The 24218-nt window shown below is 45.6% G+C and carries 21 protein-coding genes; 19 read left to right on the top strand and 2 right to left on the bottom strand.

Annotated elements, in window-relative coordinates:
• Positions 1-18 precede the first annotated feature (18 nt).
• From BUB19_RS03710 to BUB19_RS03635, 16 genes are all read left to right on the top strand, one after another.
• Positions 19-1908 (top strand): cytochrome c oxidase subunit I, encoded by a 1890-nt coding sequence (locus BUB19_RS03710; protein WP_073092216.1) that lies wholly within the window; start codon positions 19-21, stop codon positions 1906-1908.
• Positions 1889-2986 (top strand): COX15/CtaA family protein, encoded by a 1098-nt coding sequence (locus BUB19_RS03705; RefSeq protein WP_073092213.1) that lies wholly within the window; start codon positions 1889-1891, stop codon positions 2984-2986. The genes BUB19_RS03710 and BUB19_RS03705 overlap by 20 nt, the downstream gene beginning before the upstream one ends.
• Complete coding sequence (cyoE, locus tag BUB19_RS03700) at positions 2983-3885, top strand: heme o synthase (protein WP_073092210.1); 903 nt, start codon at positions 2983-2985, stop codon at positions 3883-3885. Before BUB19_RS03705 ends, cyoE begins: the two co-directional genes overlap by 4 nt.
• Before the next feature lie 6 nt (positions 3886-3891).
• The gene (locus BUB19_RS03695; protein ID WP_073092207.1) at positions 3892-4473 is read left to right on the top strand and encodes a cytochrome c oxidase subunit 3; all 582 of its coding nucleotides are present in this window, start codon (positions 3892-3894) and stop codon (positions 4471-4473) included.
• Between the two features lie 22 nt (positions 4474-4495).
• Positions 4496-5266, top strand: coding sequence for a cytochrome c oxidase subunit 3 (locus tag BUB19_RS03690; protein WP_073092204.1), 771 nt, complete (start codon positions 4496-4498; stop codon positions 5264-5266).
• A gap of 23 nt (positions 5267-5289) precedes the next feature.
• Complete coding sequence (locus BUB19_RS03685; RefSeq protein ID WP_073092201.1) at positions 5290-5616, top strand: cytochrome C oxidase subunit IV family protein; 327 nt, start codon at positions 5290-5292, stop codon at positions 5614-5616.
• Between the two features lie 72 nt (positions 5617-5688).
• Positions 5689-6357 (top strand): SCO family protein, encoded by a 669-nt coding sequence (locus tag BUB19_RS03680; protein WP_073093153.1) that lies wholly within the window; start codon positions 5689-5691, stop codon positions 6355-6357.
• Entirely contained in the window at positions 6347-6892 is a 546-nt protein-coding gene (locus tag BUB19_RS03675; protein WP_073092198.1) for a DUF420 domain-containing protein, read from the top strand. The genes BUB19_RS03680 and BUB19_RS03675 overlap by 11 nt, the downstream gene beginning before the upstream one ends.
• Positions 6893-7043: 151 nt before the next feature.
• Positions 7044-7295, top strand: a complete 252-nt coding sequence (locus tag BUB19_RS03670; protein WP_073093151.1) for a hypothetical protein — start codon at positions 7044-7046, stop codon at positions 7293-7295.
• 151 nt (positions 7296-7446) lie between these two features.
• Entirely contained in the window at positions 7447-11130 is a 3684-nt protein-coding gene (locus BUB19_RS03665; protein WP_245802765.1) for a sensor histidine kinase, read from the top strand.
• Positions 11131-11186: 56 nt separating this feature from the next.
• Positions 11187-14660 (top strand): hypothetical protein, encoded by a 3474-nt coding sequence (locus tag BUB19_RS03660; RefSeq protein WP_073092192.1) that lies wholly within the window; start codon positions 11187-11189, stop codon positions 14658-14660.
• A 76-nt stretch (positions 14661-14736) separates the two neighbouring features.
• Positions 14737-15441, top strand: coding sequence for an SDR family oxidoreductase (locus BUB19_RS03655; RefSeq protein WP_073092189.1), 705 nt, complete (start codon positions 14737-14739; stop codon positions 15439-15441).
• Between the two features lie 3 nt (positions 15442-15444).
• Positions 15445-17436, top strand: a complete 1992-nt coding sequence (ispG, locus tag BUB19_RS03650) for a (E)-4-hydroxy-3-methylbut-2-enyl-diphosphate synthase (protein WP_073092186.1) — start codon at positions 15445-15447, stop codon at positions 17434-17436.
• A gap of 31 nt (positions 17437-17467) precedes the next feature.
• On the top strand, positions 17468-17656 hold the full coding sequence (locus BUB19_RS03645; protein ID WP_394333872.1) for a DUF6728 family protein: 189 nt from the start codon (positions 17468-17470) through the stop codon (positions 17654-17656).
• Positions 17657-18004, top strand: a complete 348-nt coding sequence (locus tag BUB19_RS03640; RefSeq protein ID WP_073092181.1) for an MmcQ/YjbR family DNA-binding protein — start codon at positions 17657-17659, stop codon at positions 18002-18004.
• Positions 18001-18963 (top strand): ABC transporter ATP-binding protein, encoded by a 963-nt coding sequence (locus BUB19_RS03635; RefSeq protein ID WP_073092178.1) that lies wholly within the window; start codon positions 18001-18003, stop codon positions 18961-18963. Before BUB19_RS03640 ends, BUB19_RS03635 begins: the two co-directional genes overlap by 4 nt.
• 18 nt (positions 18964-18981) lie before the next feature.
• Here BUB19_RS03635 and BUB19_RS03630 read toward each other — a convergent pair whose 3' ends face one another.
• Both BUB19_RS03630 and BUB19_RS23935 read right to left on the bottom strand, forming a co-directional pair.
• A complete protein-coding gene (locus BUB19_RS03630; protein ID WP_073092175.1) occupies positions 18982-19479 on the bottom strand; it encodes an FKBP-type peptidyl-prolyl cis-trans isomerase in 498 nt (165 codons plus the stop codon).
• Positions 19476-19766: a hypothetical protein gene (locus BUB19_RS23935; RefSeq protein WP_143155899.1), complete on the bottom strand. Its 291-nt coding sequence runs from the start codon at positions 19764-19766 to the stop codon at positions 19476-19478. Before BUB19_RS23935 ends, BUB19_RS03630 begins: the two co-directional genes overlap by 4 nt.
• A 69-nt stretch (positions 19767-19835) precedes the next feature.
• Between BUB19_RS23935 and rhaM the strand changes: the two genes are divergently transcribed.
• The 3 genes from rhaM to BUB19_RS03610 all read left to right on the top strand — a co-directional run bounded on the left by rhaM (position 19836) and on the right by BUB19_RS03610 (position 24155).
• Positions 19836-20147, top strand: a complete 312-nt coding sequence (rhaM, locus tag BUB19_RS03620; protein WP_073092169.1) for an L-rhamnose mutarotase — start codon at positions 19836-19838, stop codon at positions 20145-20147.
• Positions 20148-20158: 11 nt separating this feature from the next.
• A complete protein-coding gene (locus tag BUB19_RS03615; protein ID WP_084096939.1) occupies positions 20159-22978 on the top strand; it encodes a glycosyl hydrolase in 2820 nt (939 codons plus the stop codon).
• A gap of 127 nt (positions 22979-23105) precedes the next feature.
• Positions 23106-24155, top strand: coding sequence for a GntR family transcriptional regulator (locus tag BUB19_RS03610; protein WP_073092166.1), 1050 nt, complete (start codon positions 23106-23108; stop codon positions 24153-24155).
• The last annotated feature ends 63 nt before the right edge of the window (positions 24156-24218 follow it).

Genomic DNA, 24218 nt, shown 5'->3' with positions numbered 1-24218 from the left:
GATTAAAAATAAAATAACATGGCAGTAGCAAACGTATCGGCTCACGATGTTTCCAATCATGACCATCATGACCATGAACACAAAGATAACTTCATCACGAAGTATATATTCTCCACTGACCATAAGATGATAGCCAAGCAGTACCTGGTATCGGGTATGTTCTGGGCATTCATTGGTGGTTTGCTTTCTGTGCTATTCAGGCTACAATTGGGTTTTCCAGATATGGATCTTTCTTTCCTGAGACCTCTCCTGGGTGGATGGATAGATGCTTCGGGAAAACTTGACCCTAACTTTTACCTGGCGTTGGTTACCATGCACGGCACCATTATGGTGTTCTTTGTTTTGACGGCAGGCTTGAGTGGTACCTTTTCCAATTTCCTGATTCCGCTACAGATTGGCGCAAGGGATATGGCATCCGGTTTCATGAACATGCTTTCTTACTGGTTTTTCTTTGTATCCGGTGTGATCATGTTTGCTTCTCTTTTTCTTGAAAAGGGTCCTGCAGCCGGTGGATGGGTAGTGTATCCGCCTCTTTCAGCCTTGGAGCAAGCCATTCCAGGATCGGGAATGGGGATGACGCTATGGCTGATTGCCATGACTTTCTTCATTGCATCGTCTTTGCTTGGGGGGATAAATTACATCACTACAGTCATTAACCTGCGTACCAAAGGCATGTCGTTTTCCCGACTACCATTGACCATCTGGGCCTTTTTCTTAACGGCGGTAATTGGTTTATTGTCCTTTCCCGTTTTATTTTCAGCAGCTTTACTATTGGTATTTGACAGGAGCTTTGGTACCAGTTTTTACCTCTCTGACATCTATATAGGTGGTGAAGCCCTACCAAACACCGGAGGTAGTGCCGTATTGTACCAGCACTTGTTCTGGTTCCTGGGACATCCGGAGGTGTATATCGTACTTTTGCCGGCATTGGGGATTACTTCAGAGATCATTGCCACCAATTCCAGGAAACCGATTTTTGGATATAAGGCCATGATCATATCCATGCTGGGTATTACCATACTGTCTTTTGTGGTGTGGGCACACCATATGTTTGTGTCCGGATTGAATCCTTTCCTGGGTTCCATTTTCATGTTCCTTACACTGATCATCGCAGTGCCCTCTGCGGTCAAGGTATTTAACTACCTTACTACACTTTGGAGAGGTAACCTGAGATTTACCCCGGGGATGTTGTTTTCCATCGGCCTGGTATCGTTCTTTATTTCAGGTGGATTGACGGGTATTTTCCTCGGTAATTCAGCCATTGACATCCAATTGCACGACACCTATTTCGTGGTGGCGCATTTTCACCTGGTAATGGGTTCTGCTTCCTTCTTTGGAATGATGGCAGGTGTGTATCACTGGTTCCCAAAAATGTTTGGCAGGATGATGGACGAGAAGCTCGGGCATGTACATTTCTGGCTTACCTTCGTTGGTGTGTACATGGTTTTCTTCCCCATGCATTACATCGGTATTGCCGGCTTCCCCAGAAGGTATTACAGTTGGACCAACTTTTCCTTTTCGGACATGTACACCGATTTGAATATGTTTGTATCAGTGGCTGCCATTGTAACCTTTGTTGCTCAGTTTATCTTCGTATTCAACTTCTTCTACAGCATGTACAAGGGAAGAAAGGCCTCGCCCAACCCATGGAGGTCCAATACGCTGGAATGGACTACACCTATCAATCCAGGGCATGGCAACTGGCCCGGTGAAATACCTGCTGTATACAGGTGGCCTTACGATTACAGTAAGCCCGGAGCTAAGGAAGATTTTATACCTCAAACGGTGCCTTTATCTGCAACGCCTGAGTCCAATCTTCCTCATGAGAACAAACTTGTCCAGCTTGAAAAAGAGATCATGGCTGAGGAAGGGGATGTATTGGTAGCGAATGAATCAAAAGAGTCGTAAACTTATATTCAGTTTTCGCAGGGTGAGTCTCATCACTACGGTAGCTGTCTTCTTTCTTATACTGGTCGGAGGTATTGTCCGCAGCACTGGTGCTGGCATGGGCTGCCCCGATTGGCCAAAATGTTTTGGGAGCTGGGTTCCACCCACATCGGTGGATCAGCTCCCAAAAAATTATGCAGAAATCTACGTTGCCCAGCGTGTAGAGAAAAACGAGCGTTTTGCATCTCTATTGGATAATCTGGGGTTTTCTGTTCTCGCTGCGCAGATTGAACAGGATGAAAGTATCCTGGACCATGAGCCATTCAATGCTACCAAAACCTGGATAGAATACGTCAACCGGCTGCTCGGAGCAGTCATCGGGTTGTTGATCATCCTTACCTTCGTCTATTCGCTGAGGTTGTGGAAGATTGATCCATACAGTACCTTACTGGCATTTCTGGCCCTGGTTGTAGTGGTATTTCAGGGATGGCTGGGATCAATAGTAGTTTCCACCAACCTGTTGCAGTGGATGATAAGCGTTCACATGATTGTCGCCCTGCTGCTTGTTTGTTTGTTGCTGTATATCTATTTCAGGTCCGGGACATTGATCGAAGCGTCAGGCCAAGGTAGTATACCCAGGGTTCGTCGGCAGGTCAGGTATCGTTGGTTACTTGGAGTTGGTATTTTGCTGATGTTGGCGCAGGTGATTCTCGGTACACAAGTGAGGGAGCACATTGATCTGATCGCTTCCAGGTTTGATTACAGTGACCGGTATGCCTGGATAGCAGAGTTGGGTACCGTATTTTACGTGCACAGATCATTTTCTTTGGTGTTATTGGCCCTTCATGGGTACCTGGTCTTCCGGGCGTACCAGGAAAGAGATCGTCTGCCAGATGTCTTCAGGCAACTGGCCTTGCTTCTGGGATTGCTGCTTATTGTTATATTGACTGGAATTTTGATGGCTTATTTCGGGATACCTGCATTTATTCAACCGCTGCACTTGCTGCTGGGGTCATTAATAGTAGGTATCCAGTATTATGTCTGGCTCAAGCTGGGTTGTTCCCAGGTTAGGACCAATAAAAATTTTGCTTTGGTATGAGTACAATTGATTTATCTGAGAAGTTTGTTTTGGATTCCCTGGTGGTGAGGGTACGTGCCTACATGGATTTGCTCAAAGTTAGGCTGTCGGCATTGGTTACCTTTTCCGCTGTTTTTGGTTTTATTCTGGGTCATTCCGGACAGGTTTTTTCCTGGACCACCTTTGTTGCCCTCATCGTAGGTGGTTTTTTGATAAGTGGTGCTTCTGGCGCTGCCAATGAAATAAAGGAAAGGGAGTTTGACAAGCTGATGAAGAGAACCCGCAACAGGCCCCTGCCGATGCAGGTTATTTCCGTGAGAGAAGCCTATGTGTTTACGATTATATCGGCCACTATAGGAATTTTTCTACTGGGATTTTTTACCAATTGGTTGACGACTGGCTTGGGTATCCTGAGCATGGTCCTGTATGTATTTGTATACACGCCGCTGAAAAGAGTGGGACCAATTGCTGTGTTGGTAGGCGCCATTCCCGGTGCCATGCCTCCGCTATTGGGCTGGACTGCGGCTACCGGTGGGATTTCCTATGAAGCACTGATCATATTCGGTATCCAGTTTATCTGGCAGTTTCCTCATTTCTGGGCCATTGCCTGGGTAAGCGATGAAGATTATAAAAAGGCAGGTTTCAAACTATTGCCTTCTGGCGGACAAAAGGACCTGAATACGGCAATCCAGATCATGATATATACCTTATTCTTGTTGCCCCTTGGATTATTGCCTACCTACTTTGGGTTTACTGGTCTTAATTCTGGCGTGGTAGCCACTATATGCGGTGTCTTGTTCCTGGCGCAGACTTTTTCGCTGATGAAGGATTGTTCCCGAAAATCAGCCTTAAAGATCATGTTTGGGTCTTTCCTGTATCTGCCAATCGTACAAATCGCATATTTATTAGATAAAATGTAGGAAGGAATGGAAGAGAAATTGGCATTTGTGGAAGGGGCGGAGCAGCCCCTGTCCATGCATCCGAAAAAATTTGCGCTTTGGCTTTTCATCGTTAGTGTGGTAATGATTTTTGCCGGCATGACCAGCGCTTATATCGTCCGGCAGTCTGAAGGCAATTGGCTTGAATTTGATCTGCCGGATATCTTTTGGTACACTTCGGCCATCATCATTCTGAGCAGTATCAGTATGCATCGGGCCTATTTGGCTGCGAAGAAAGATGATTTTAACACGCTTAAAATAAGTTTGATCATAACTACGGTACTTGGTATTGGCTTTCTGGTGGGGCAATGGTACAGTTGGGTTGCTCTCGTGGCTCAGGATGTGTATTTTGTAGGCAATCCGGCAGGCTCATTTATGTACGTATTTACCGGTCTGCACGCAATACATCTTATCAGCGGTGTGATTTTTCTAATTATTGTATTAATTTCGTCCCTGAGAAATAAGATTCATTCTCAAAATTTGCCTCAGATGGAAATGTGTGTTACCTATTGGCATTTTCTGGGAGGACTCTGGCTTTATTTGTTCATGTTTTTGCTGTTAAATCATTAAAATATAAGTTAATTTATATCCTATGTCTTCGACTGCTATTGAAATCCAATCTAAAAGAGGTGTCTGGGGCGGCGGAAATGAACCGCTAAAGGCCAGTTACGGGAAGCTGATGATGTGGTTTTTTCTGCTCTCAGATATTTTTACTTTTACGGCCTTCCTGATCACCTACGGTGCCATTCGCGTCAGCTATCCGGCCTACGGGGGTGAAGCGGCTGATTTTGTGAGCTCCAATGAATATTGGCCTATTCCGGAAATGATTTTTGATGCCATTCCTTTGGTGCATGGAGGACACTTTCCCTTGGTTTTTGTCGGTTTGATGACCTTTATACTTATTCTGAGCTCGGTTACCATGGTTTTGGCGGTGGAGGCTGGTCACAGGAATGACAAGAAGGACGTCGTCAAATGGATGCTGTGGACCCTTTTGGGAGGCATGACCTTTCTGAGCTGCCAGGCATGGGAATGGACACACTTTATCCATGGTACCGATGAAGGGTCCATGCTTACCTATGTCAATTCTCTGGGCAACGTAGTCACTGAAACCGTCTATGGGGCCAACCTGATTGTGAATGAATACGGACCTGCTCCTTTTGCGCAGTTGTTTTTCTTTATTACTGGTTTTCACGGTTTCCACGTGACCATCGGTGTATTCCTATTGTTTCTTGCCTTTTATCAGGCAGCGGTCGGGGTGTATGAGAAGCGGGGACATTATGAGATGATCGAGAAGATTGGATTATACTGGCACTTTGTAGACCTGGTTTGGGTATTTGTGTTTACCTTCTTCTATCTGATCTAGCAATAAAAAAATATATTTGACCTATGGCACAAGAAAATAAAAACGGACTGGAAGTCATTCCAAGAGATTCCGCTAAAATTAAAAAGATCTGGATGACAGCCCTGATCCTGCTGGTGGTTACGGCGGTGGAATTCCTACTGGCTTTCACCATGGAGCGGGGGATGTTACTTTACATCATTTTTATCGTACTTACCATCGTTAAAGCCAAGTACATCATGATGGAATTTATGCACCTGGGAGATGAGGTGAAGCCATTGTTTTATTCCATTATCGTTCCGCTGATCTTTTTGATTTGGTTGATCATTGCCCTTTTCAAAGAAGGTGCTGAAATCTTTTTGATGCGTTGGTAATAGCAGTGAATATTTGTCAATATATGAATGGTTGGAGTGGAATCTTCAACCATTTTTTTTGTTATCATTAATATGAAAATGCTGCGGTTTATTCAGATCCTGGTTTTGGTCTGTGTGCTGATGATCCCTGTGTTGATCATCCTGTTTTTGAGGGGGTTTACATCTAATGAATACGATATTCCCGTGCTTTACGAACAAGGTGTGGAAGATCCCTACCAGGAGTGTGACTATGGCGAAAATACCGGGCAACATTTCATCCCGGATTTTACCTTTACAGATCAATATAACAGACCTGTAGGCAGGGAAGACATGCAGGGAAAAATTACCATCGTGGACTTTTTCTTTACAAGTTGCCCGAGCATCTGTCCGGTAATGTCTTCGGAAATGGAGCGGGTACAGGATGCTTTCAGAGACGAGCAGGAAGTGCAGATTTTTTCGATCAGTATTGACCCTGAGTATGATTCCCCTGAGGTCCTTGCAGCATATGCCGAACGCCATCTGGCGGAAAAGGACAAGTGGTATTTTCTCACCGGCAATAAAGACAGGATATATGATCTGGCCCGCTGTGGATTTGTATTGCCGACTATTGACGGTGAAGGGGTTCCGGAAGACTTTATTCATAGTGATAAATTCGTCCTGATAGATGAATTGGGCCGGATCCGGGGATACTACAGTGGCACCCAGCGCGAAGGGGTCGATCAATTGATACTGGAAACAAAAATATTGCTTTATGATAAATGAAACTGAGTCACAGGATAAGACCATTTCCGGATGGATTACCTTCATTTCTGTATTGGTACCTATCCTGGTAGCCCTACTCTTGTTCATGCCTTCGAAGGTAGATATAGGCAAAGAATGGGTTTATTTTCTACCGCACCTCAATGCAGTGATCAATTCGGCTGCCACCATTGCGCTATTGTCAGGGGTTTATTTTATCAAGCAAGGTAAAATCATCTGGCACAAGGCCTCCATGACCACGGCTTTTGGCCTTGGCGCTGTGTTTCTTGTCAGCTATGTGATTTATCACGCTTCAGCGGAAAGTACTTCGTTTGGAGGGGAGGGCTGGGTAAGAGGGGTGTACTACTTTCTCCTGATTACCCATATCATCCTTGCTGCTGTTGCCCTGTTTCCTATATTGTGGGCCTATTATTATGGCTACACAGGAAAGTACAGCAAGCACCGGGCAGTGGTCAGATTTGCTTTTCCGGTATGGTTATACGTGACTGTTACAGGGGTAGTCGTGTACCTGATGATCAGCCCCTATTACAACCATTAATCACCTTAGGCAAAAGAACTTAAATGGGTCTCACCACGTTATAAAAAAGGTAATTCAGGGAATAATGCGGCCGGGATATATTTACCCTGTCCGGGTGATCCCAAAAAAAATCAGAGCCGGTGTATGGGCCCAAAGAACGAATAATCAAACAATGAAAAAGCTGTTACGATTTCTTTTCGGATTGATTCTGATTTCTATTTTTACGCTGCAGGCCGCTCTGGCCCAATGTGCCATGTGTCGGGCTACCATTGAAAACAATGTCAGCAATGGCGATACCACAGTGGGCGCCGGACTGAACCTGGGCATATTGTACTTGTTTGTAGCCCCGTACATTCTGCTTTCCATTCTGGGATACCTTTGGTACAGGCACGCCAGAAAGAAAAGAAAACTTTCCTTTAAATAGTTTCCCTGGTACCGGCAATCCGTATTGGCTTTCGATTAAAATTTTCGAAATGATTTCATATTCTCGGGGCAGATTAGAACGGATTTTGCTTGAAAGCTGCTGTGTAGAGTGTCGCTAGTCCTATATGCTTAAGAAACGAAGGTTGTTTTTGATGATATCCATTTTCCTTTTGGGATTGGTATTGTCATTGAATTTTTTTCTGGATAGCGGCGATGCGTACGAGCCGGAAGTCCATTTGTCTAATTTAGAGGAAAGGCTGACAGAAGTTATCAAGGGCTTCGATGCTGATTATATCCGCATCGTGATGCAGAGCGGATCAAACAGCGAGGTGGCGTTTTCGGATTTAAATGTCAGCCATCAGTTTCCATTTTTCCTTTATTCCGAAGAGGGTGACCTGGTATACTGGTCAGATATCGAGATGGTACCGGAATTTGAAAGTTTTTCGGTCAGTAAAAAATACCAGCTGGTAGAAAATAGCCGGGGGGTATATTTTGCCAAACTCAAAAAAATCACCCGTAATTCAGGACATTTTTGGTTGTTTCAGGTACACCCCTTTATCAGCAAGCTGGATATAGAAAACGAATACCTGATCAACGGTATCAACAAGGACACCTTTGGAAATGATCGTTTTGTCCTGTCAGCGGAGAAAAAGGAGGGCTACCGGGATGTTTATTTCGAGCAGGAATATTTGTTTTCGATACTTTTCCGTGTAGGGTATAGTTCTCCGGGTTATTCTATCAATTCTACCGTGCTGGTATTTTTCTTTTCCCTGCTGGGGCTCGCCCTGATTATCGGGAGTGATTTTGTATTTACATTATGGACAAGAGGAAAGAAGACGCTGGCTACTTTTTATACCTTTCTGATCCTGGGCTGTATCCGTTCATTGATGCTCGCTTTTAACTTTCCCAATGATTTTTTTAAGGCCGGTATATTTGATCCGGCGCTATATGCCTCTTCCAGAATCAACCCCAGCCTTGGAGATTTGTTGCTTAATGTGATCTGTTACCTGATCGTTTTGAGTATGGTGATTGCTATTCTTGGACAAAAGCGGCTGTTGTTTAGTTTTATACAGTTTCGCAAGAAGTACGCCGAATGGGTACACCTTACTGCTGCATTTCTGATCTCTACGCTGCTGATGTTCCTATTCTTTTTCCTCTATATGAATATCGTGGAAAACGCGCAATGGAACCTGAATATTGAATCCATTCCAGGTTTCAATTACCTTCGGGCAATAAGTCTGTTTGTCGTTTTCCTGGGCGGAGCAGGCTATCTGTTGTTCACGATCATCACGCTGAATATGGTCCTTTACAAGAAGGAAGAAGACATTTTGTACCCCCTGAAAGTTCTGCTTCTCTTTTCCTTGCCGATCATAGCGATTTTGGTTTTCTGGAACCTGATACTGCTTATTTCTTTTATTGCTCATTTGATACTCCTGGTAGCAATTATCAGCTTTCGATTGTATGACAATCTCTTCAAGCTGGAGTTCAATACCTTCCTGACATTCTTTTTTGCATGCCTTGTAGGAGCAGTAATCACGGGTGCTGCATCTTTCCACCACCAAAGGAATGAGGTGGTGAGATCCAAACTCAAGTTTGCAAATAATATCATGCTTGACCGGGATGTGATGGGGGAGTTTCTGCTGGAGGAAATTATGGACAGGATTGCATCTGACCTTTTTATAAAAAACAGAATCAGCGATCCCCTGCTATCGAAGGGCCCTATCGAGAGAAAGATTAAGAAAATATATCTCAGCGGTTACTTTGACCAGTACAGCCAGGAAATCGTATTGTACAATGCCTCCGGCCAAAACATCTCTAACAAAGGTGAAGAACCTGACCTGGAAGAGTACAAAATCACGTACATGAACAGCGATTATGCCACGCAGGTGCATAATTTATATTACGTCCGATCCACAGAGACAAACATGGGGAACAGGTTTGTTGCTTTCATTAAACTTCAAAGGGGCGATGCTTTTTTGGGTACCATTGTCATCGAACTTAATCAGCAGCAAATGGAATCAGGAAAGGCATTCCCAAAATTGCTGATGGATAACAAATATGCTTCCAATTACATAGAAAATGATTTCGATTTTGCCATTTTTGATGAGGGTATTTTGGAATACAGTGCAGGGATATATAGCTATCGGGGCGAATACATGGCCGAGACCCTCGACGATCAGGCCCTGTACAAATATGGACTGCACGACGAAGGATACCACCATTTTGGTGTCAGGTTTAACGATAAGGTCGTTGTCATCACCTCCTCCCAATACCCCAACAATTATATCCTTGCCGATATCGCATTCTTTTTTGTCTGTTACCTGATCTTTACCTTACTTTCCATCAGTATTTTTCTCCTTTTGTCGGGCATCAACCAACTGCGGTACAACTATGCCACGAAACTCCAATTGTACCTGAATTTCGCCTTCTTCTTTCCCATGCTGATCATCAGTGTTATTTCGGTCGGGTTTTTAAGTCATTCATACACGGAAGATCTCAACCGGCAGTATTTTCAAAAAGCAGGTATCATCCGAGACAATCTGGGAAGGACGGTGGCCGGAAATCAATTCAACAGACTAAACAGGGAGGAGCTAAACGACGAGCTCTATGCGCTGGCCAGTGCAACCGATACAGACATTAATCTATACCTGCCGGAAGGTCGCTTGCTGGCTACCAATCAACCTGCCATTTTCGACAAGAATATCCTTTCTCAATTTCTTCACCCCAGTGCCTATGCAGCCATCATTGAATCCAGAGAAAACAGGTTGCTGCAAACCGAGCAGGTAGGCAGCATGCTGTTCAAGACGGTTTACCTGGCACTGAAGCACGCCGAAAGCCAGAATCTTCAGGCCATTATTGCCATTCCTTTTTTTGAAGCCGAGGAGGAACTGAACCTAATGATTACCGAAGTGTTTAGCAATATTCTGATCATTTTTGTGGTCATGTTTCTCATATTCCTGGTGATATCCTATTTTGTCTCCAAGCACCTCACCCAGCCCTTCAGGTTGCTCACCCAGAAGCTAAAGGAAACAAATCTGGAAAACAACGAATATATGGTATGGCCTTCAAAAGACGAAATTGGCTTGCTCGTAAACGAGTACAACAACATGTTGTTCAAATTGGAAAACAGCAAAAAAGTTTTGGCCTCCAACGAGAAGGAATCTGCCTGGCGGGAGATGGCCAAGCAGGTAGCCCATGAGATCAAAAATCCCCTGACCCCCATGAAGCTTACGCTACAGCACCTGTTGAGACTACAGGGGGAAAATAAACTGAATGATGCAGAGGCCCTGCAAAAGCCGATCATGTCGATCATCCATCAGGTGGATACCCTAAGCGATATTGCCAGCTCTTTTTCCACTTTTGCCAAAATGCCCTTGCCGCAAAACAAGGAGCTGGACTTCCGGGAGGTGGTCGTGGAGACAGTCTCCCTGTATTGTAACAGGGAGGATACCACCATAGATTTTGATGATCTTGTTTCCCATGAGCAGGCTATCATTATCATGGGAGACAGGAAACTCTATGGTCGGGTGATCTCAAATCTGATCATCAATGGCATTCAGGCAGTACCTGAAGAGAGAAAACCCCATATTCAGATCCAGCTTGCCATAGAAAATGAAACGCACGTGAAGCTTGCCATCCGGGATAATGGTAAGGGCATAGACGACAAGCTGAAAGATAAAGTATTTCTTCCAAATTTCAGTACCAAATCAGATGGTTCGGGACTGGGACTGGCCATTGCCAAAAGGGGAGTGGAAACTGCCGGAGGAAAGATCTGGTTTCATACCTCTGCGGATACAGGCACAGTATTTTACCTGCTTTTCCCCCTGGTAGGCTAACCAGTAATTTTTTACCGGAGAAATGCTTACTTTAGTGGCCTGTAATTGTATGCGTTATGTGGCTGGTGAAGTATTTTTTTACTTTTCTGTTGGTGTCTTTGGGGGTAGTTTTTATGGCCTTTTCTCAGGAAGACAATTGTCGGTGGACACAGGTCAGTGAGGATGGAAGAGTTTTCATTTTGGATTCCATGACCGTCGTGGAATCCACCATAAAGATCGCTGCAGCAGACGGACGATCCTTTGCGCATCAGTATGAAATCAATACCGGAGAAATTTCCATTATCGATGAGAATCCCCTACCCGATTCTTTATTGATTTGTTACGACGCACTTTCCTTTTCTCTCCACAAAGTGTATCGCAGGCGATCGCTGGCAGGCGACTATGATTCCCTGGCATTTTTTAAAGACAGTCCACCGGAAAAAATTCCCGCCATCGATTTCAGAGAGGAGCTTTTCACCTCAGACAAACTCAATCAGTCCGGAAACCTGACAAGGGGCATTTCTTTCGGCAATACCCAGAATGTATTTGTCAATTCTGCACTGAATCTCCAAATGGATGGGGAGCTGGCTGAAAACCTGAATATCCGCGCCAGCATTACCGACCAGCAGGTGCCCTTTCAGCCAGAGGGCAATACCCAGCAAATTCAGGATTTCGACAATGTACTGATAGAACTGTATAATGAAAAGTTCAACCTGGCTGCCGGAGATGTGGTACTGCAGCAGCGACAATCCGAATTTCTGCGCTATTATAAAAATGTACAGGGTTTGCAGTTTACCTCTGAGTATGAGGTCAACGAAAACTGGACTGCCTCCTCCCAGGCCGGCGCTGCAATAGCCAAGGGCAAATTTGCGTCTGTGATGCTGGATGTGCTCGAAGGGGTCTCCGGGCCTTACCGGATCAGAGGTCCAGGAAATGAGCGGTTTGTGATTATCATGGCCAATTCAGAAAGGGTTTTTCTGGATGGAAAACAACTCAAGCGAGGCTTTAATCAGGATTATATCATCGATTACAACCAGGGGGAAATCACCTTCACACCCACGGTGCTGATCACCCAATACTCCAGGGTAAGGGTAGATTTTGAATATGCAGAGAGAAACTTCTCCAGGTCCGTACTCACCGCAAACCATATTCAGCAAAATGGTAAGGTGAAATTTTATGTGAACTTTTACCAGGAAAAGGATGACAGAAACCGGCCTTTATTTACAGAGCTTTCAGAGAAGGACAAGCGTCTGCTCGCTGGTGCGGGAGACAACCTTGGTGCCGCAGCAGTGCCCCGGATAGACAGCATCCCCTTCGATGCCAATAGGATCATGTACCGTAGGGTGACTGAAACAAATGAAAAGGGAGAGGCTGAAACCTATTATACATACAGTACCGATCCCGACCTGGCCCATTTTGTCATTGGTTTTACGGAAGTAGGTCCAGGAATGGGGAATTACCGCAGGCAGCGGCAATTGGCCAATGGTTCGGTCTATGAGTATGTACCCCCGATACAGGGTCTTCCCCAGGGGGATTTTTCGATACGGTCGCCATTGCCTGCCCCCAATAAGAAGCAAATGATCACTGCAGGTACCGAGATCGAGCTTGGGGCTTACGAAAAGGTATTCAGTGAGTGGGCCGTTTCCGATACAGATGATAACTTATTTTCTCCTCTGGATAATGAAGACAATAAGGGGCAGGCCATAAAAGCCGGGATCAGGTCTTCAGGGAGGACTTTCAAAGCGATTAGTGGATATCGCTTCAATGCACTTTCCACAATGGAATACAATGCAGCCAATTTTTCTTTTATTGACCGGCTTCGCTTTATTGAGTTTGACAGGGATTGGGGACTGAACCCTTCGGCTGAACCGGAGAATGCGACAGAAAAAATTTTTCATGCCGGAGCGCAACTGCAAAAAGATCAGAACAACATCATTTCCTACAGCCTGGATCTGAGAGACCGGTCTGGGGTGGTCTCCGGCATACAACAAAAAGGAAAGATCAACCAAAAATTCGGAAAGCGGCTGCTGGTCAGAAATGATTTTTTTCACCTGGAAAGCAATTTGTATCCGCTGCGCTCTTCGTGGATACGGTACAATGGCGAGCTCAGTTACCTGAACCGATTCCTGATTCCGGGATACAGCTATCAACTGGACAGGAATGTCGTGAGTCTGCCAAACACCGAAAATGCAGTCAGCACAGCCATGAATTTTGATGAACACCTTTTCTCCCTTCAGAGCAGCGATAGCCTGAAATACCAATTGTTTGCTTCTGTCAGCTTAAGGGAGGATCGGGCGGTAGACAATGGGCAGTTGGTGCCGGATACCGAGGCCTTTTCGATCAATTACCGGCTTAAAGGGGAATTCGGCCCGCATATTCTAAATGGGTCCTTCACCTACCGGGAATTGACCTTTCTGAACAGGGACCTGCAGGAAGAGACAACTGTGATGGGAAAACTGGATTACCGGAGTGCCTTGTTTGACAACAATCTGAATAGCGAACTCAGCTATGCCCTGGGAAACGGCAGGGAGCTGCGCAGGGAATTTGTATTTCTGCCGGTACCTACCGGGGAAGGCACGCATACCTGGAGGGATGACAATGAAGACGGGGTTCAGCAGCTCAATGAGTTTTACCTGGCAATAAACCCGGAGGAAAAATCCTTTATCAAGGTTTTTGTGCCAACAGACACGTATGTACAAGCCTATACCACGCTTTTCAATTATCGCTTGAATGGGAAATTTCCCTCCTCCTGGCGGGATGAGGGCGGACTGAAACGCTGGCTGTCCAAATTCTCTAACAATACGAACTGGAATGTAGAAAAGAAAATCACCGCCAGAGATTTTTTCCAGCGCATTAGTCCGTTGCTCGCCGGAACAGGAGACGAATCCCTGCTTTCCCTGAGGCAGACCTTCCGGTCCTCTTTCTTTTTTAACCGTTCCTCCTCCGAATATGGTCTGGACCTGTCCTTTTTCAATAGTCACCAGAAGCAGTTGCTTACCGCTGGCTTTGAAGAACTATACCAGGACGATTGGCGTCTAAATGCCCGTTATTCAATTGATAGTAAGTGGAACATGTTGCTTTTCTGGAACAGTGGGTCGAGGTATTCAGATTCGGACTTTCTCGACAACCGCAGCTATACCATACAGCAAAATACTCTGGGACCCGAGATAAACCTGCAGCCTTCTCCCTCTCTCAGAGGTACTTTTCAGTACCGGATCACTCAAAAGAAAAACCTGGCCAATCTGGAATTTGACGAAAAGGCAAGGCTTCACGAAGCCTTGCTGAGTCTGCGAATCTCCAAAGCCTTACAGACCACCATCAATGCTCAGATAAAATATACGTACATAGACTATAACGGGCAGGTAAACAGCCCCACCGGATATGAAATGCTACAGGCACTCACACCGGGCAACAATACCATCTGGAGTATGAACTGGCTACAGAAAATCGGGGAGGGACTTCAGTTGAACATGGTGTACGAGGGCAGAAATTCCCAGGGACTGGATCGTTTGGTCCATACCGGTCGCATGCAGGTCTCGGCATTGTTCTGATTAGGCATAACCGGGTAAAAAATGTAACTTTGTTCCGGATATTTGGTTGTCATACTAATAATTAAAACACAAACTAATGTCAAAGAGTATTTTGGTAACAGGGGGTACCAAAGGTATAGGTAAGGCCATCATTCAAAAATTTGCCGCCGCCGGATTTGATATCTTTACCTGCAGCAGGACTGAGGCAGATTTAAGTGCCTTAAAAGAGGAAATTGCTGCGCTCCATCCTACTGTCCGCATGCATGCGATGGCAGCAGATTTATCAAAAAAGGAGGATACAAAGGCTTTTGCTGCTTTCGTAAAAAAAACCAGTATTCCGGATGTATTGATAAATAATACGGGTATTTTTATTCCAGGAAGCCTGCATGAAGAACCCGAGGAGAATTTTGAATTGATCATGCAAACCAATTTATTCAGTGCATACTATCTGACAAGGGCATTTACTTCTGAATTTATGAAACGCAGAAGTGGACATATTTTTTCTATGGGAAGCATTGCAGGCCTGACCGCTTATGCCAATGGGGGGAGTTATGCGGTGTCCAAATGGGCCATGCTTGGGTTTACCAAATGCCTGCGGCAGGAAATGATGCCCTACGGGGTGAAGGTTACTTCCGTACTACCGGGAGCCACCTATACAGCTAGCTGGGAAGGGGTGGATATGCCGGAATCCAGATTCATGAAAGCTACTGATGTAGCCGAATCAGTGTGGTCTGCCTACAACCTTTCTCCCTCTTCTGTTGTTGAAGAAATAGTGATCCGACCACAACTTGGTGATTTATAAATTATGGAGCTAAAAACTGTCTCAGAAAACTACCGCTATTGCAATAGCCTGACCAACTATTCGAGGAGAAAGACCATCCCTGTAAGGGTGGGGGACCTGCTCATAGGAGGTGATAACCCCATAGTCGTACAATCCATGACTACAGTAGACACCATGGATACCGAAGGCTCCATAGAGCAGTCGATACGGATGATTGAAAGTGGTTGCCAGTTGGTCAGGATCACTGCGCCAAGTATCAAGGAAGCAGAAAATCTAAGGAAAATAAAAGAAGGCCTCAGAAAAAGGGGTTATGATACACCCCTGGTTGCAGATATTCATTTCACGCCCAACGCAGCAGAGGTCGCAGCCAGAATTGTAGAAAAAGTACGGGTTAATCCTGGAAACTATGCCGATAAGAAGAAATTTGAAGTGTTGGAATATACGGATGCTTCTTACCAGGCAGAATTGGAGCGCATCAGGGAGCGCTTTCTACCGTTGGTTAAGATTTGCAAAGCGAATGGCACCGCCATGCGGATAGGTACCAACCACGGTTCTCTTTCTGATCGCATCATGAGTCGATATGGAGATACGCCGCTGGGAATGGTTGAATCTGCGCTGGAGTTCTTAAGGATCTGTGAGGATGAGAATTACCACGATATCGTCATTTCAATGAAGTCTTCCAATACCCAGGTAATGGTACAGGCCTACCGGCTGCTGGTCCAGAAACTCGATGAGGGAGGATTTAAGCCCTATCCCCTTCACCTAGGGGTAACGGAGGCCGGAGATGGTGAAGATGGACGGGTCAAGTCTGCTGTTGGCATAGGTGCTTTGCTCGAGGATGGTCTGGGAGACACGGTAAGGGTTTCTCTTACAGAAGATCCGGAATTTGAATCCCCAGTGGTCAAAACCCTGATCAGCAGGTATAACAACCGGCCTGAAATCTCCGGTATTGATCCCATTGAAAATTCTCCCATAGATCCTTTCAGTTACAATAAGCGGAAGTCTGTTGAGGTGGTGAATTTTGGAGGCGGAAATGTTCCCAGAGTGATCACCGATGTGTCGTTAATTTCAGAAATGCAGCCCAAAGAGCTGAGAGCTACAGGGCATTTTTACCTGCCCGAGCTCGACAAGTGGAAAATGAACGACCTTGGGTGCGATTATATTTATTCCGGCAAAGAAGCAGTACCCTTCATGTTGCCCAATGGTATCAAAGAGATATTGGATCATGCAAGCTGGAAAATACATCCGGAGCGGAAAAACAAGTTTCCTGCGGTAAGCCTTGGCCAAATGGTCTCTGGTGAGGAGCTTCATCCTTCCTTAAATTTCCTGAGCTGCTCTTGCGAGGAGGTGGTAGAAGCCCTGCCGGTGCTTTCCAACGATCTTCCTGTGGTAATTGTGTTGAGTACAGAAAAAGCCCATCAGATGCAGGCACTGCGGAGAGCTTTCATTTCCCTAATAGAAGCAGGTATCCACCTGCCTGTGGTACCAAAAGTAACCTATACGGATGCCGATGCCGAAAAGACCATGCTCTTTGCCGCCACGGATGTGGGTGGGCTTCTGATCGACGGGCTGGGTGACGGTGTTCTCATCGGCCTGGACAGACTGACTCTGGGGAGCAGAGAGAAGACTTTAGAACAGGTAAAACTGCACAACTCTGTAAGTTTTGGCGTACTGCAGGCTGCACGCACCAGGATGTCAAAAACAGAATACATCTCTTGTCCTTCCTGTGGACGGACGTTGTTTGATCTGCAGGAGACCACTGCCATGATCCGGAAGCGGACAGACCACCTGAAAGGAGTAAAAATTGGTATCATGGGATGTATCGTAAATGGTCCCGGAGAAATGGCAGATGCCGATTATGGTTATGTGGGATCCGGGAAAGGCAAGATCACCCTCTACAAAGGTAAGGAAGTGGTAAAACGCTCCGTGCCATCGGAGAAAGCGGTGGATGAGCTGATCGGGATTATCAAGCAGGATGGGCAGTGGATAGAACCGGAAGAAAATGACCACCACTAGCCATTGAATTCATTTAATAATTTAAAAAATCATGTCGAATAAAATCAAGGAGTTTTTTCAGGTTGGGGAAGTAGGCAATTACTTTATCCGGGTGTTCAGGAAGCCCGATCCCAATAAAAAAAGCAATTTCAACCTGAGAATGATGCATGGAATCAACAAGATATCCATATTGGTATTTCTGGCAGCCCTTATCTTCTGGATTTTTAAAAGGCTTTCCTAAATGACCATTGACTTTTTTAGGAGTTATTGCCTGGAAAAGCCGGGCGTGACAGAGGACACTCCCTTCGATGTGGACACACTTTGTTTTAAAGTGGGAGGCAAGATATTTGCCATTATTGATATTTCCTTGTTTGAAAGCGTCAACCTGAAATGTGACCCCGAAAAGGCCATTGAACTCAGAGAACACTATGATGGGATAGTTCCGGGATATCACATGAACAAAAAACACTGGAATACCGTATCTTTTGATGGTTCGATACCCGATCCTATAATTCTGGAATTGGTAGACCATTCGTATGAATTGGTATACTCCGGTCTTTCGAAAAAAATAAAAGATCAAATCATTTGACGGGTTTTTTATCTATAGAAAAGCTGAGTAAAACCTATGAGGGCCCTACCACAGCTTTAGCGGATTTTTCGATGGAAATCGGGCAAGGGGAGCGTTGGTCAGTGGTGGGGGCAAGTGGAAGTGGAAAGAGCACCTTGCTCAGGTTGATGGCAGGTCTTGAGGCCCAGGATCAGGGCGCTGTGTTTTATAGGGGAGAAAGGATCCTTCATTCCGGTGAAAAATTGGTGCCGGGCTATGATGCCATTCAACTGGTAAAACAGGACAAGGGACTATACCCCCATTCCACGGTTGCGGAAAACATCAGCCGACCATTGTTGCAGTACGACAAAGCTTATGCCAGGGAGAGGTTGGATGAATTGTTAAGCCTGTTTGGGCTGGAGAAGAAAAGGGACAGCTTGCCGAGGCAGCTTTCCGGTGGACAGCAACAGAAAGTAGCCATTGCCCGGGCCATGAGTTTGGAACCGGAAGTATTACTATTGGACGAACCCTTCAGTTCCCTGGACAGTCATCAAAAAAGAACCCTGCTGGACGAGCTGAACCTGATCTTTCAGGATTTGGCTATTACCTTGGTGCTGGTGACCCATGACATTCAGGATGCGCTTCTGATTACTGACAAGCTTTGTGTCATGGCGCATGGCAAGCTGATGAGAAAGGGGGAAATAAAAGACATCCATCAGGACCCAAAGACAGCCTATGTGGCCGGATTTTTTGGCCCGTTGAATGCACTTTCCGAAAATAAATATCTTCGTCCATCGCACATCCAGGTGACCAAAGAAAAGGGTAAGGCAGCCGGAAAAATCTTGCTAAAAAGGTATTTCCCCGATCATGATCTGCTTACAGTGGCCCTGGAGGGACATTCCAATTACTGGCAGGTAGCAGCTCCCATCCGTAAATTAAGAAAAGGAGATTCGGTAAACCTGGACTGGAAAGAAAGCCATATCTTGAGGCTGGATGAGTAGTTAGCGGAACATGCCGGTTCAGGCCATAAAACCTTCCTTTTTTTCTTTGTCTGTGGCTTCCCTGATCTCAAAAACCTCTCCTTCAAAATGCAGGTTCATACCTGTAAGGGGGTGGTTGAAGTCCAGCAGCAATTCTTCTCCCAGATCTTTCACAATTTTGGCCTGCATGGGATAGCCATCCTCATCTACCAGCGGGAGAAAATTACCCTCCTGCAGCATGTCTTCCTGAAATCCCGTTTCCTGGTTGAATTGGGATTTGGGTACGGAGACGATTAGTTCATCATCCGGCTTGCCATAGGCTTCGTCTACCTGCAGCACAAATTCAAACGCATCCCCTTTGGTTTTGTCTTTCAGTCGGGTCTCAAAGGCCTCCGGCAAGCCGCTATTCCCAAACAGGAAGAAAAAGGGATCCTCCTCATTTCTGACCTCCACACTAAAAGGTGCTGATTCCGGTTCTTCATTGGTCACTTTTAGTTCGTAGGTAAGGCCTACGACCATATTTTCATTGACTTTCATACTTTTTTCTTAATTGGGCAAAGGTAAGGCATATAGGCGGAAATTAAAACCAGCGCCGTTAATAACCAGTGAGTTGGATTTTGGCAATGCTGAAAGATAAAAATGGAAGTAACCTGCCCGCTTCGCAGCATAAAAATTATATCGGTTGCTGTTTTGATGTACTTTTTGCCAGGCGTTTTAAAAGTGCCGGATAATATTTGTGAATGAAAAAATTTTCGAGCGCCTGAAGTGCTCCGCTCTTCTCTTTGGCTTTCCGGTAAAACCTTTTGTTTCTTATTATCAGGCAAATCTTTCCGATCTTTCCTTTGGATTTTGGAAAACCTTCTTTTATTTCAACATCAAAATCAACTTTTCCCATGATACCTGTAGCCTTTACCATGAAGCTTCTGCCAGGAAATGAAGCGGAATATGAAAAACGCCATCAACAAATCTGGCCGGAACTGGAAAACCTGCTTAGGAAAGCCGGAATCCTGTCTTACCACATTTTTCTGGACAAGCCTACCGGTACCCTCTTCGCTTTTCAAAGCCTGAGTGAGGACAACCATGCCGGCAGCCTCGCGGGGGAGACCATCATGAAAAAATGGTGGGACTTTATGGCAGACCTGATGGAAACCAATCCCGACAAATCTCCAAAGGTTCAACGCCTGCAAAAGGTTTATAGCCTGTAAATAAAATCAAGATGTTTAGAAATAGAAAAGCTTTGCCATCCATCGGCATCCTGATGCTGCTAGTTTCTGCAGCTGTAGTGGGCCTGAACGGCTGCGAACCTATACCGGAAAGAACCAATTCGGTAAGGGCCGGTGAATGGCCTGAAGTAACCCAAACATCAAAACCCTGGACCCGATGGTGGTGGATGGGCAATGCCGTGGATAAAGAAAATCTGACCTGGCTTCTCGAAGAATACGAAGATGCCGGTCTAGGCGGTCTTGAAATTGCTCCCATATATGGGGCTAAGGGCTTTGAAGATCGATTTTTGGAACACCTTTCTCCGGAGTGGATGGACATGCTGCAGCATACTGTTGCCAAAGCAGATAGTTTGAACATGGGAATTGACCTGACCCAGGGAACCGGCTGGCCATTTGGCGGTCCCATGGTCAGCCCGGAACGGGCGGCTCAAAGAATGGTCGTTCAAAAATACAGCTATACCGCGGGGCAAGGACTTGACCGGCCGCTGGTGCTGGAGGACAAGCGTGCGGCAGGACTACATCACGGCCTGCATACGCTGATGGCTTATCAGGGAGATACCGTGGAAAACCTTTCAGACAAGGTAATCGATTCACTGAATCTGGATTGGAATGCCTCCGGCCAATGGGAGCTGATCGCTATTTTTCAGGCCCAGACCGGCCAGATGGTGAAAAGAGCGGCACCGGGAGGTAAGGGTTTTACCCTCGATCATTATTCTGATGAGGCGGTAAATCGTTATCTGGACCATTTTGAGAAGGCTTTTCAGCAGGATTTTCCTGGCATTCGCTCTTTTTATAACGACAGCTTTGAAGTATACGGATCAGATTTTACTGCTGATTTTTTTGAGGTCTTTGAACAGAAACGTGGTTATGATCTTAGGGATCACCTGCCTGAGCTATTTGCCGAAGAGCCCGATGATACCAGCGCCAGGCTGAAATCCGACTACAGAGAAACCATTCATGAAATGCTGCTGGCGAATTTTACCATGCCCTGGACAGAATGGGCCAATAGCCACGGTAAAAAGACCAAAAATCAGGCCCACGGGTCCCCGGGCAATCTGCTGGATCTTTATGCAGCCGTAGACATACCTGAAGGAGAGACTTTCGGATCCAGCTATTTTCCCATTCCGGGCATCCGCAGAGACAGTGCCGATATCCGGAATGTAGATCCAGATCCCATCATGTTAAAATTTGCCTCCTCTGCAGCACACCTCACCGGAAAAAACCTGGTGTCTACAGAGACTTTCACCTGGCTGGGAGAACACTTCAAATCTGCCTTCTCGCAGGCCAAGCCAGAACTGGAGCAAGCTTTTCTTGCGGGTGTCAATCACATGTTTTATCATGGCGTCACCTACTCTCCGGAAGGAGTAGATTTTCCTGGATGGCTGTTTTATGCTTCGTTAAACCTGAACACACACAACAGCCTCTGGCCGCATTTCAAAGGTTTCAATGCTTACATACAGCGAGTGCAGTCCGTATTGCAGGCTGGTACTCCCGACCATGAGATCATGATGTACTGGCCAGTATATGATGTCTGGGCAGATCCTGAGGGCTTGTCCAAAATGCTTACCGTTCACGGGATAGATGAATGGCTGCATCCCACGGCATTTTATCAGCAATCCAAAATGTTGATGGATAAAGGCTTTGGGCTGGACTTTGTCTCAGATCTCATGATAGCAGGTTTACAAATTGAAAATGGGCAATACTCGGCTGCCGAAGGCAAGTACCACGCGAAGGTTTTGGTGATACCAGAGGCTGGATACATGCCCGTGTCCACACTGGAGAATATCATTTCCCTGGCAGAAAAGGGAGGAACCGTGATTTTCCAGCAGGTACCTAAAGATGTGCCGGGTTTTAACGATCATTTGTCACGAAGGGAAGCCATGCTGTCCCTTTGGCAATCCCTGGCCTTTGACAGCAAACCTTACGGAGAAGAGGCCCAAAAGGGTGCGGGAAAGGTGATTCTGACAAATAATGTTTTTGAAGCCCTGGAAGGGCTGGGATTGCAGCGGGAGCCGATGGTAGATGAAGGACTAAAATTTGTCAGACGGGATTTGGAAGGAGAGAAGTATTACTACCTTGTCAATCACTCTGGCAGTCCGGTTGACAAGGCCATACCCCTGCGTCATGGAAGCAAGGCAGTGGTTTTGATGGAGCCTGAACAAGGTAAGGTGGGAAAAGCAGGCATGATGGCTGGCGACAGTGAAAGTACAGTTCGGGTGCAGTTGGATCCGGGCCAATCTCTGGTTATCCATGTACCCGATGGGGATCCGGAAGATATTCCCTTTTGGCGGTATCGAAACAGCAGCCCGGAAATCGTTCCGGTAGCCGGGCCCTGGAACCTGGAATTTGCTGACGGAGGTCCGGAAATTCCTGATCCTGTGACTTTGGAAGAAATCAAACCATGGACTGATCTGGATGATCCGGCAGCGTTGAATTTTTCCGGGCAGGCGATTTACGAAAACTCTTTCGAACTGGGGCAGATAGATGCAGGTGCAAAATACCTGCTGGAACTAGGCCAGGTGCTGGAGAGTGCAAGGGTATGGATCAACGGCAAAGAGATCGGCTATGCTTTTGGCCTGCCATTCAGGCTGGATATTACCGGTTTTGTCCGGGAGGGTGACAACGATTTGCGAATAGAAGTGGCCAACCTGATGGCCAACAGGGTCCGCTACCTGGATCAAAATGACATTGTCTGGAGAAATTACCATGAGATAAATTTTGTAAATATCGATTACGGTCCATTCGATGCATCGGGCTGGGATACCATGCCTTCCGGTATCCGCGGTCCGGTCAGCATCGAAATCCACCACTGATAAAACTTTTTATGGTAAGCTTTACTAATTTCAATTAATTGTAAATGTTACAATTTAAAAAAAATAGTTAATTTTAATCATGACATTGTAAATGCCATCTATTGACAGCTCAAAATAACCAGAACCCATGAATGCAGTAAAGACTCTTGTCCGGCTGGATGAAAATTCCAGAATTCCCAAATATCAGCAGATTGTAAATTCCATCATCGAGGATATAGAAAATTCACATTTGTTGGTAGGAGATAAAATTCCTTCCATTAATGAAATCAGTGAAGAGCATTATCTCTCCAGAGATACCGTGGAAAAGGCCTACAATCAGCTAAAGGAAAAGAAGATCATTCTCTCGGTTAAGGGAAAAGGGTACTACGTGGCGAAAAATATTTCCACATCCAAATTGAGGGTGCTATTTCTGCTGAATAAGCTCAGCAATTACAAGCTGAAGACATACAATTCATTTATTGACAGCATGGGGGCAGATGCCCAGGTAGATTTGAACATTTACCATTGTGACCCCAGGATGCTGCAGAATATTTTGAACGAAAATATGGGGGCTTATGATTATTACGTTCTCATGCCCCATTTCAAACATGAGAAACACGGACATTATAACCTGGATCCCGAGGTAATGAAATGTCTGAAAAGGATTCCGGATGACAAGTTGATCATCATGGACAATCAGATCCCTGAACTGGGCGAAGGCATATCTGCCATTTATCAGGATTTTAAGAATGACATTTACAATGCCCTCTGCGAGGGAATTTTCCAGCTTCAGCACTACGAAAAGCTGATGTTGGTTTATCCATTGGAAACCGTATATCCTTATCCGAGAGAAATTCTCCTTGGTTTTAAAAAATTTTGTCAGGATTTTGATTTTGATTTTGAAGTTCTGGAGACGGTATACCCCGAAATGGAACTCCGACCAAAAGACGCTTTCGTGGTCATCGAAGAAAATGACCTGGTAAACCTGGTGAAGCAGGTCCGTGAGCAACATTATGTTCTGGGTAAAGAAATCGGCATCATTTCTTACAACGATACCCCTCTAAAAGAGCTTCTGGGCATAACGGTCATCTCTACCGACTTCAAATTGATGGGCGAAACTGCAGCCTACATGATCAAAAAGAACAAAAAGGAATCGGTCAAAAATGTATTCAAATTCATCAACAGGGGTTCGGTGTAGGTGAATGTAGTTTATTGCTACAGCTTTTTAGTTCGAAAAATACACAGTCCCGGCCCGATCGTG

It is taken from the genome of Cyclobacterium lianum, assembly GCF_900143075.1.
Lineage (GTDB): Bacteria > Bacteroidota > Bacteroidia > Cytophagales > Cyclobacteriaceae > Cyclobacterium > Cyclobacterium lianum.
Note: the sequence above shows the minus strand (reverse complement) of the source record. Positions and strands in the feature narration are given on the sequence as shown.

Excerpts from the sequence above, each read along its gene's own strand:
- BUB19_RS03710 (WP_073092216.1), top strand. The coding sequence starts at position 19 with ATGGCAGTAGCAAACGTATCGGCTCACGATGTTTCCAATCATGACCAT.
- BUB19_RS03705 (WP_073092213.1), top strand. The coding sequence starts at position 1,889 with ATGAATCAAAAGAGTCGTAAACTTATATTCAGTTTTCGCAGGGTGAGT.
- cyoE (WP_073092210.1), top strand. The coding sequence starts at position 2,983 with ATGAGTACAATTGATTTATCTGAGAAGTTTGTTTTGGATTCCCTGGTG.
- BUB19_RS03695 (WP_073092207.1), top strand. The coding sequence starts at position 3,892 with ATGGAAGAGAAATTGGCATTTGTGGAAGGGGCGGAGCAGCCCCTGTCC.
- BUB19_RS03690 (WP_073092204.1), top strand. The coding sequence starts at position 4,496 with ATGTCTTCGACTGCTATTGAAATCCAATCTAAAAGAGGTGTCTGGGGC.
- BUB19_RS03685 (WP_073092201.1), top strand. The coding sequence starts at position 5,290 with ATGGCACAAGAAAATAAAAACGGACTGGAAGTCATTCCAAGAGATTCC.
- BUB19_RS03680 (WP_073093153.1), top strand. The coding sequence starts at position 5,689 with ATGAAAATGCTGCGGTTTATTCAGATCCTGGTTTTGGTCTGTGTGCTG.
- BUB19_RS03675 (WP_073092198.1), top strand. The coding sequence starts at position 6,347 with ATGATAAATGAAACTGAGTCACAGGATAAGACCATTTCCGGATGGATT.
- BUB19_RS03670 (WP_073093151.1), top strand. The coding sequence starts at position 7,044 with ATGAAAAAGCTGTTACGATTTCTTTTCGGATTGATTCTGATTTCTATT.
- BUB19_RS03665 (WP_245802765.1), top strand. The coding sequence starts at position 7,447 with ATGATATCCATTTTCCTTTTGGGATTGGTATTGTCATTGAATTTTTTT.
- BUB19_RS03660 (WP_073092192.1), top strand. The coding sequence starts at position 11,187 with ATGTGGCTGGTGAAGTATTTTTTTACTTTTCTGTTGGTGTCTTTGGGG.
- BUB19_RS03655 (WP_073092189.1), top strand. The coding sequence starts at position 14,737 with ATGTCAAAGAGTATTTTGGTAACAGGGGGTACCAAAGGTATAGGTAAG.
- ispG (WP_073092186.1), top strand. The coding sequence starts at position 15,445 with ATGGAGCTAAAAACTGTCTCAGAAAACTACCGCTATTGCAATAGCCTG.
- BUB19_RS03645 (WP_394333872.1), top strand. The coding sequence starts at position 17,468 with ATGTCGAATAAAATCAAGGAGTTTTTTCAGGTTGGGGAAGTAGGCAAT.
- BUB19_RS03640 (WP_073092181.1), top strand. The coding sequence starts at position 17,657 with ATGACCATTGACTTTTTTAGGAGTTATTGCCTGGAAAAGCCGGGCGTG.
- BUB19_RS03630 (WP_073092175.1), bottom strand. The coding sequence starts at position 19,479 with ATGAAAGTCAATGAAAATATGGTCGTAGGCCTTACCTACGAACTAAAA.
- rhaM (WP_073092169.1), top strand. The coding sequence starts at position 19,836 with ATGATACCTGTAGCCTTTACCATGAAGCTTCTGCCAGGAAATGAAGCG.
- BUB19_RS03615 (WP_084096939.1), top strand. The coding sequence starts at position 20,159 with ATGTTTAGAAATAGAAAAGCTTTGCCATCCATCGGCATCCTGATGCTG.
- BUB19_RS03610 (WP_073092166.1), top strand. The coding sequence starts at position 23,106 with ATGAATGCAGTAAAGACTCTTGTCCGGCTGGATGAAAATTCCAGAATT.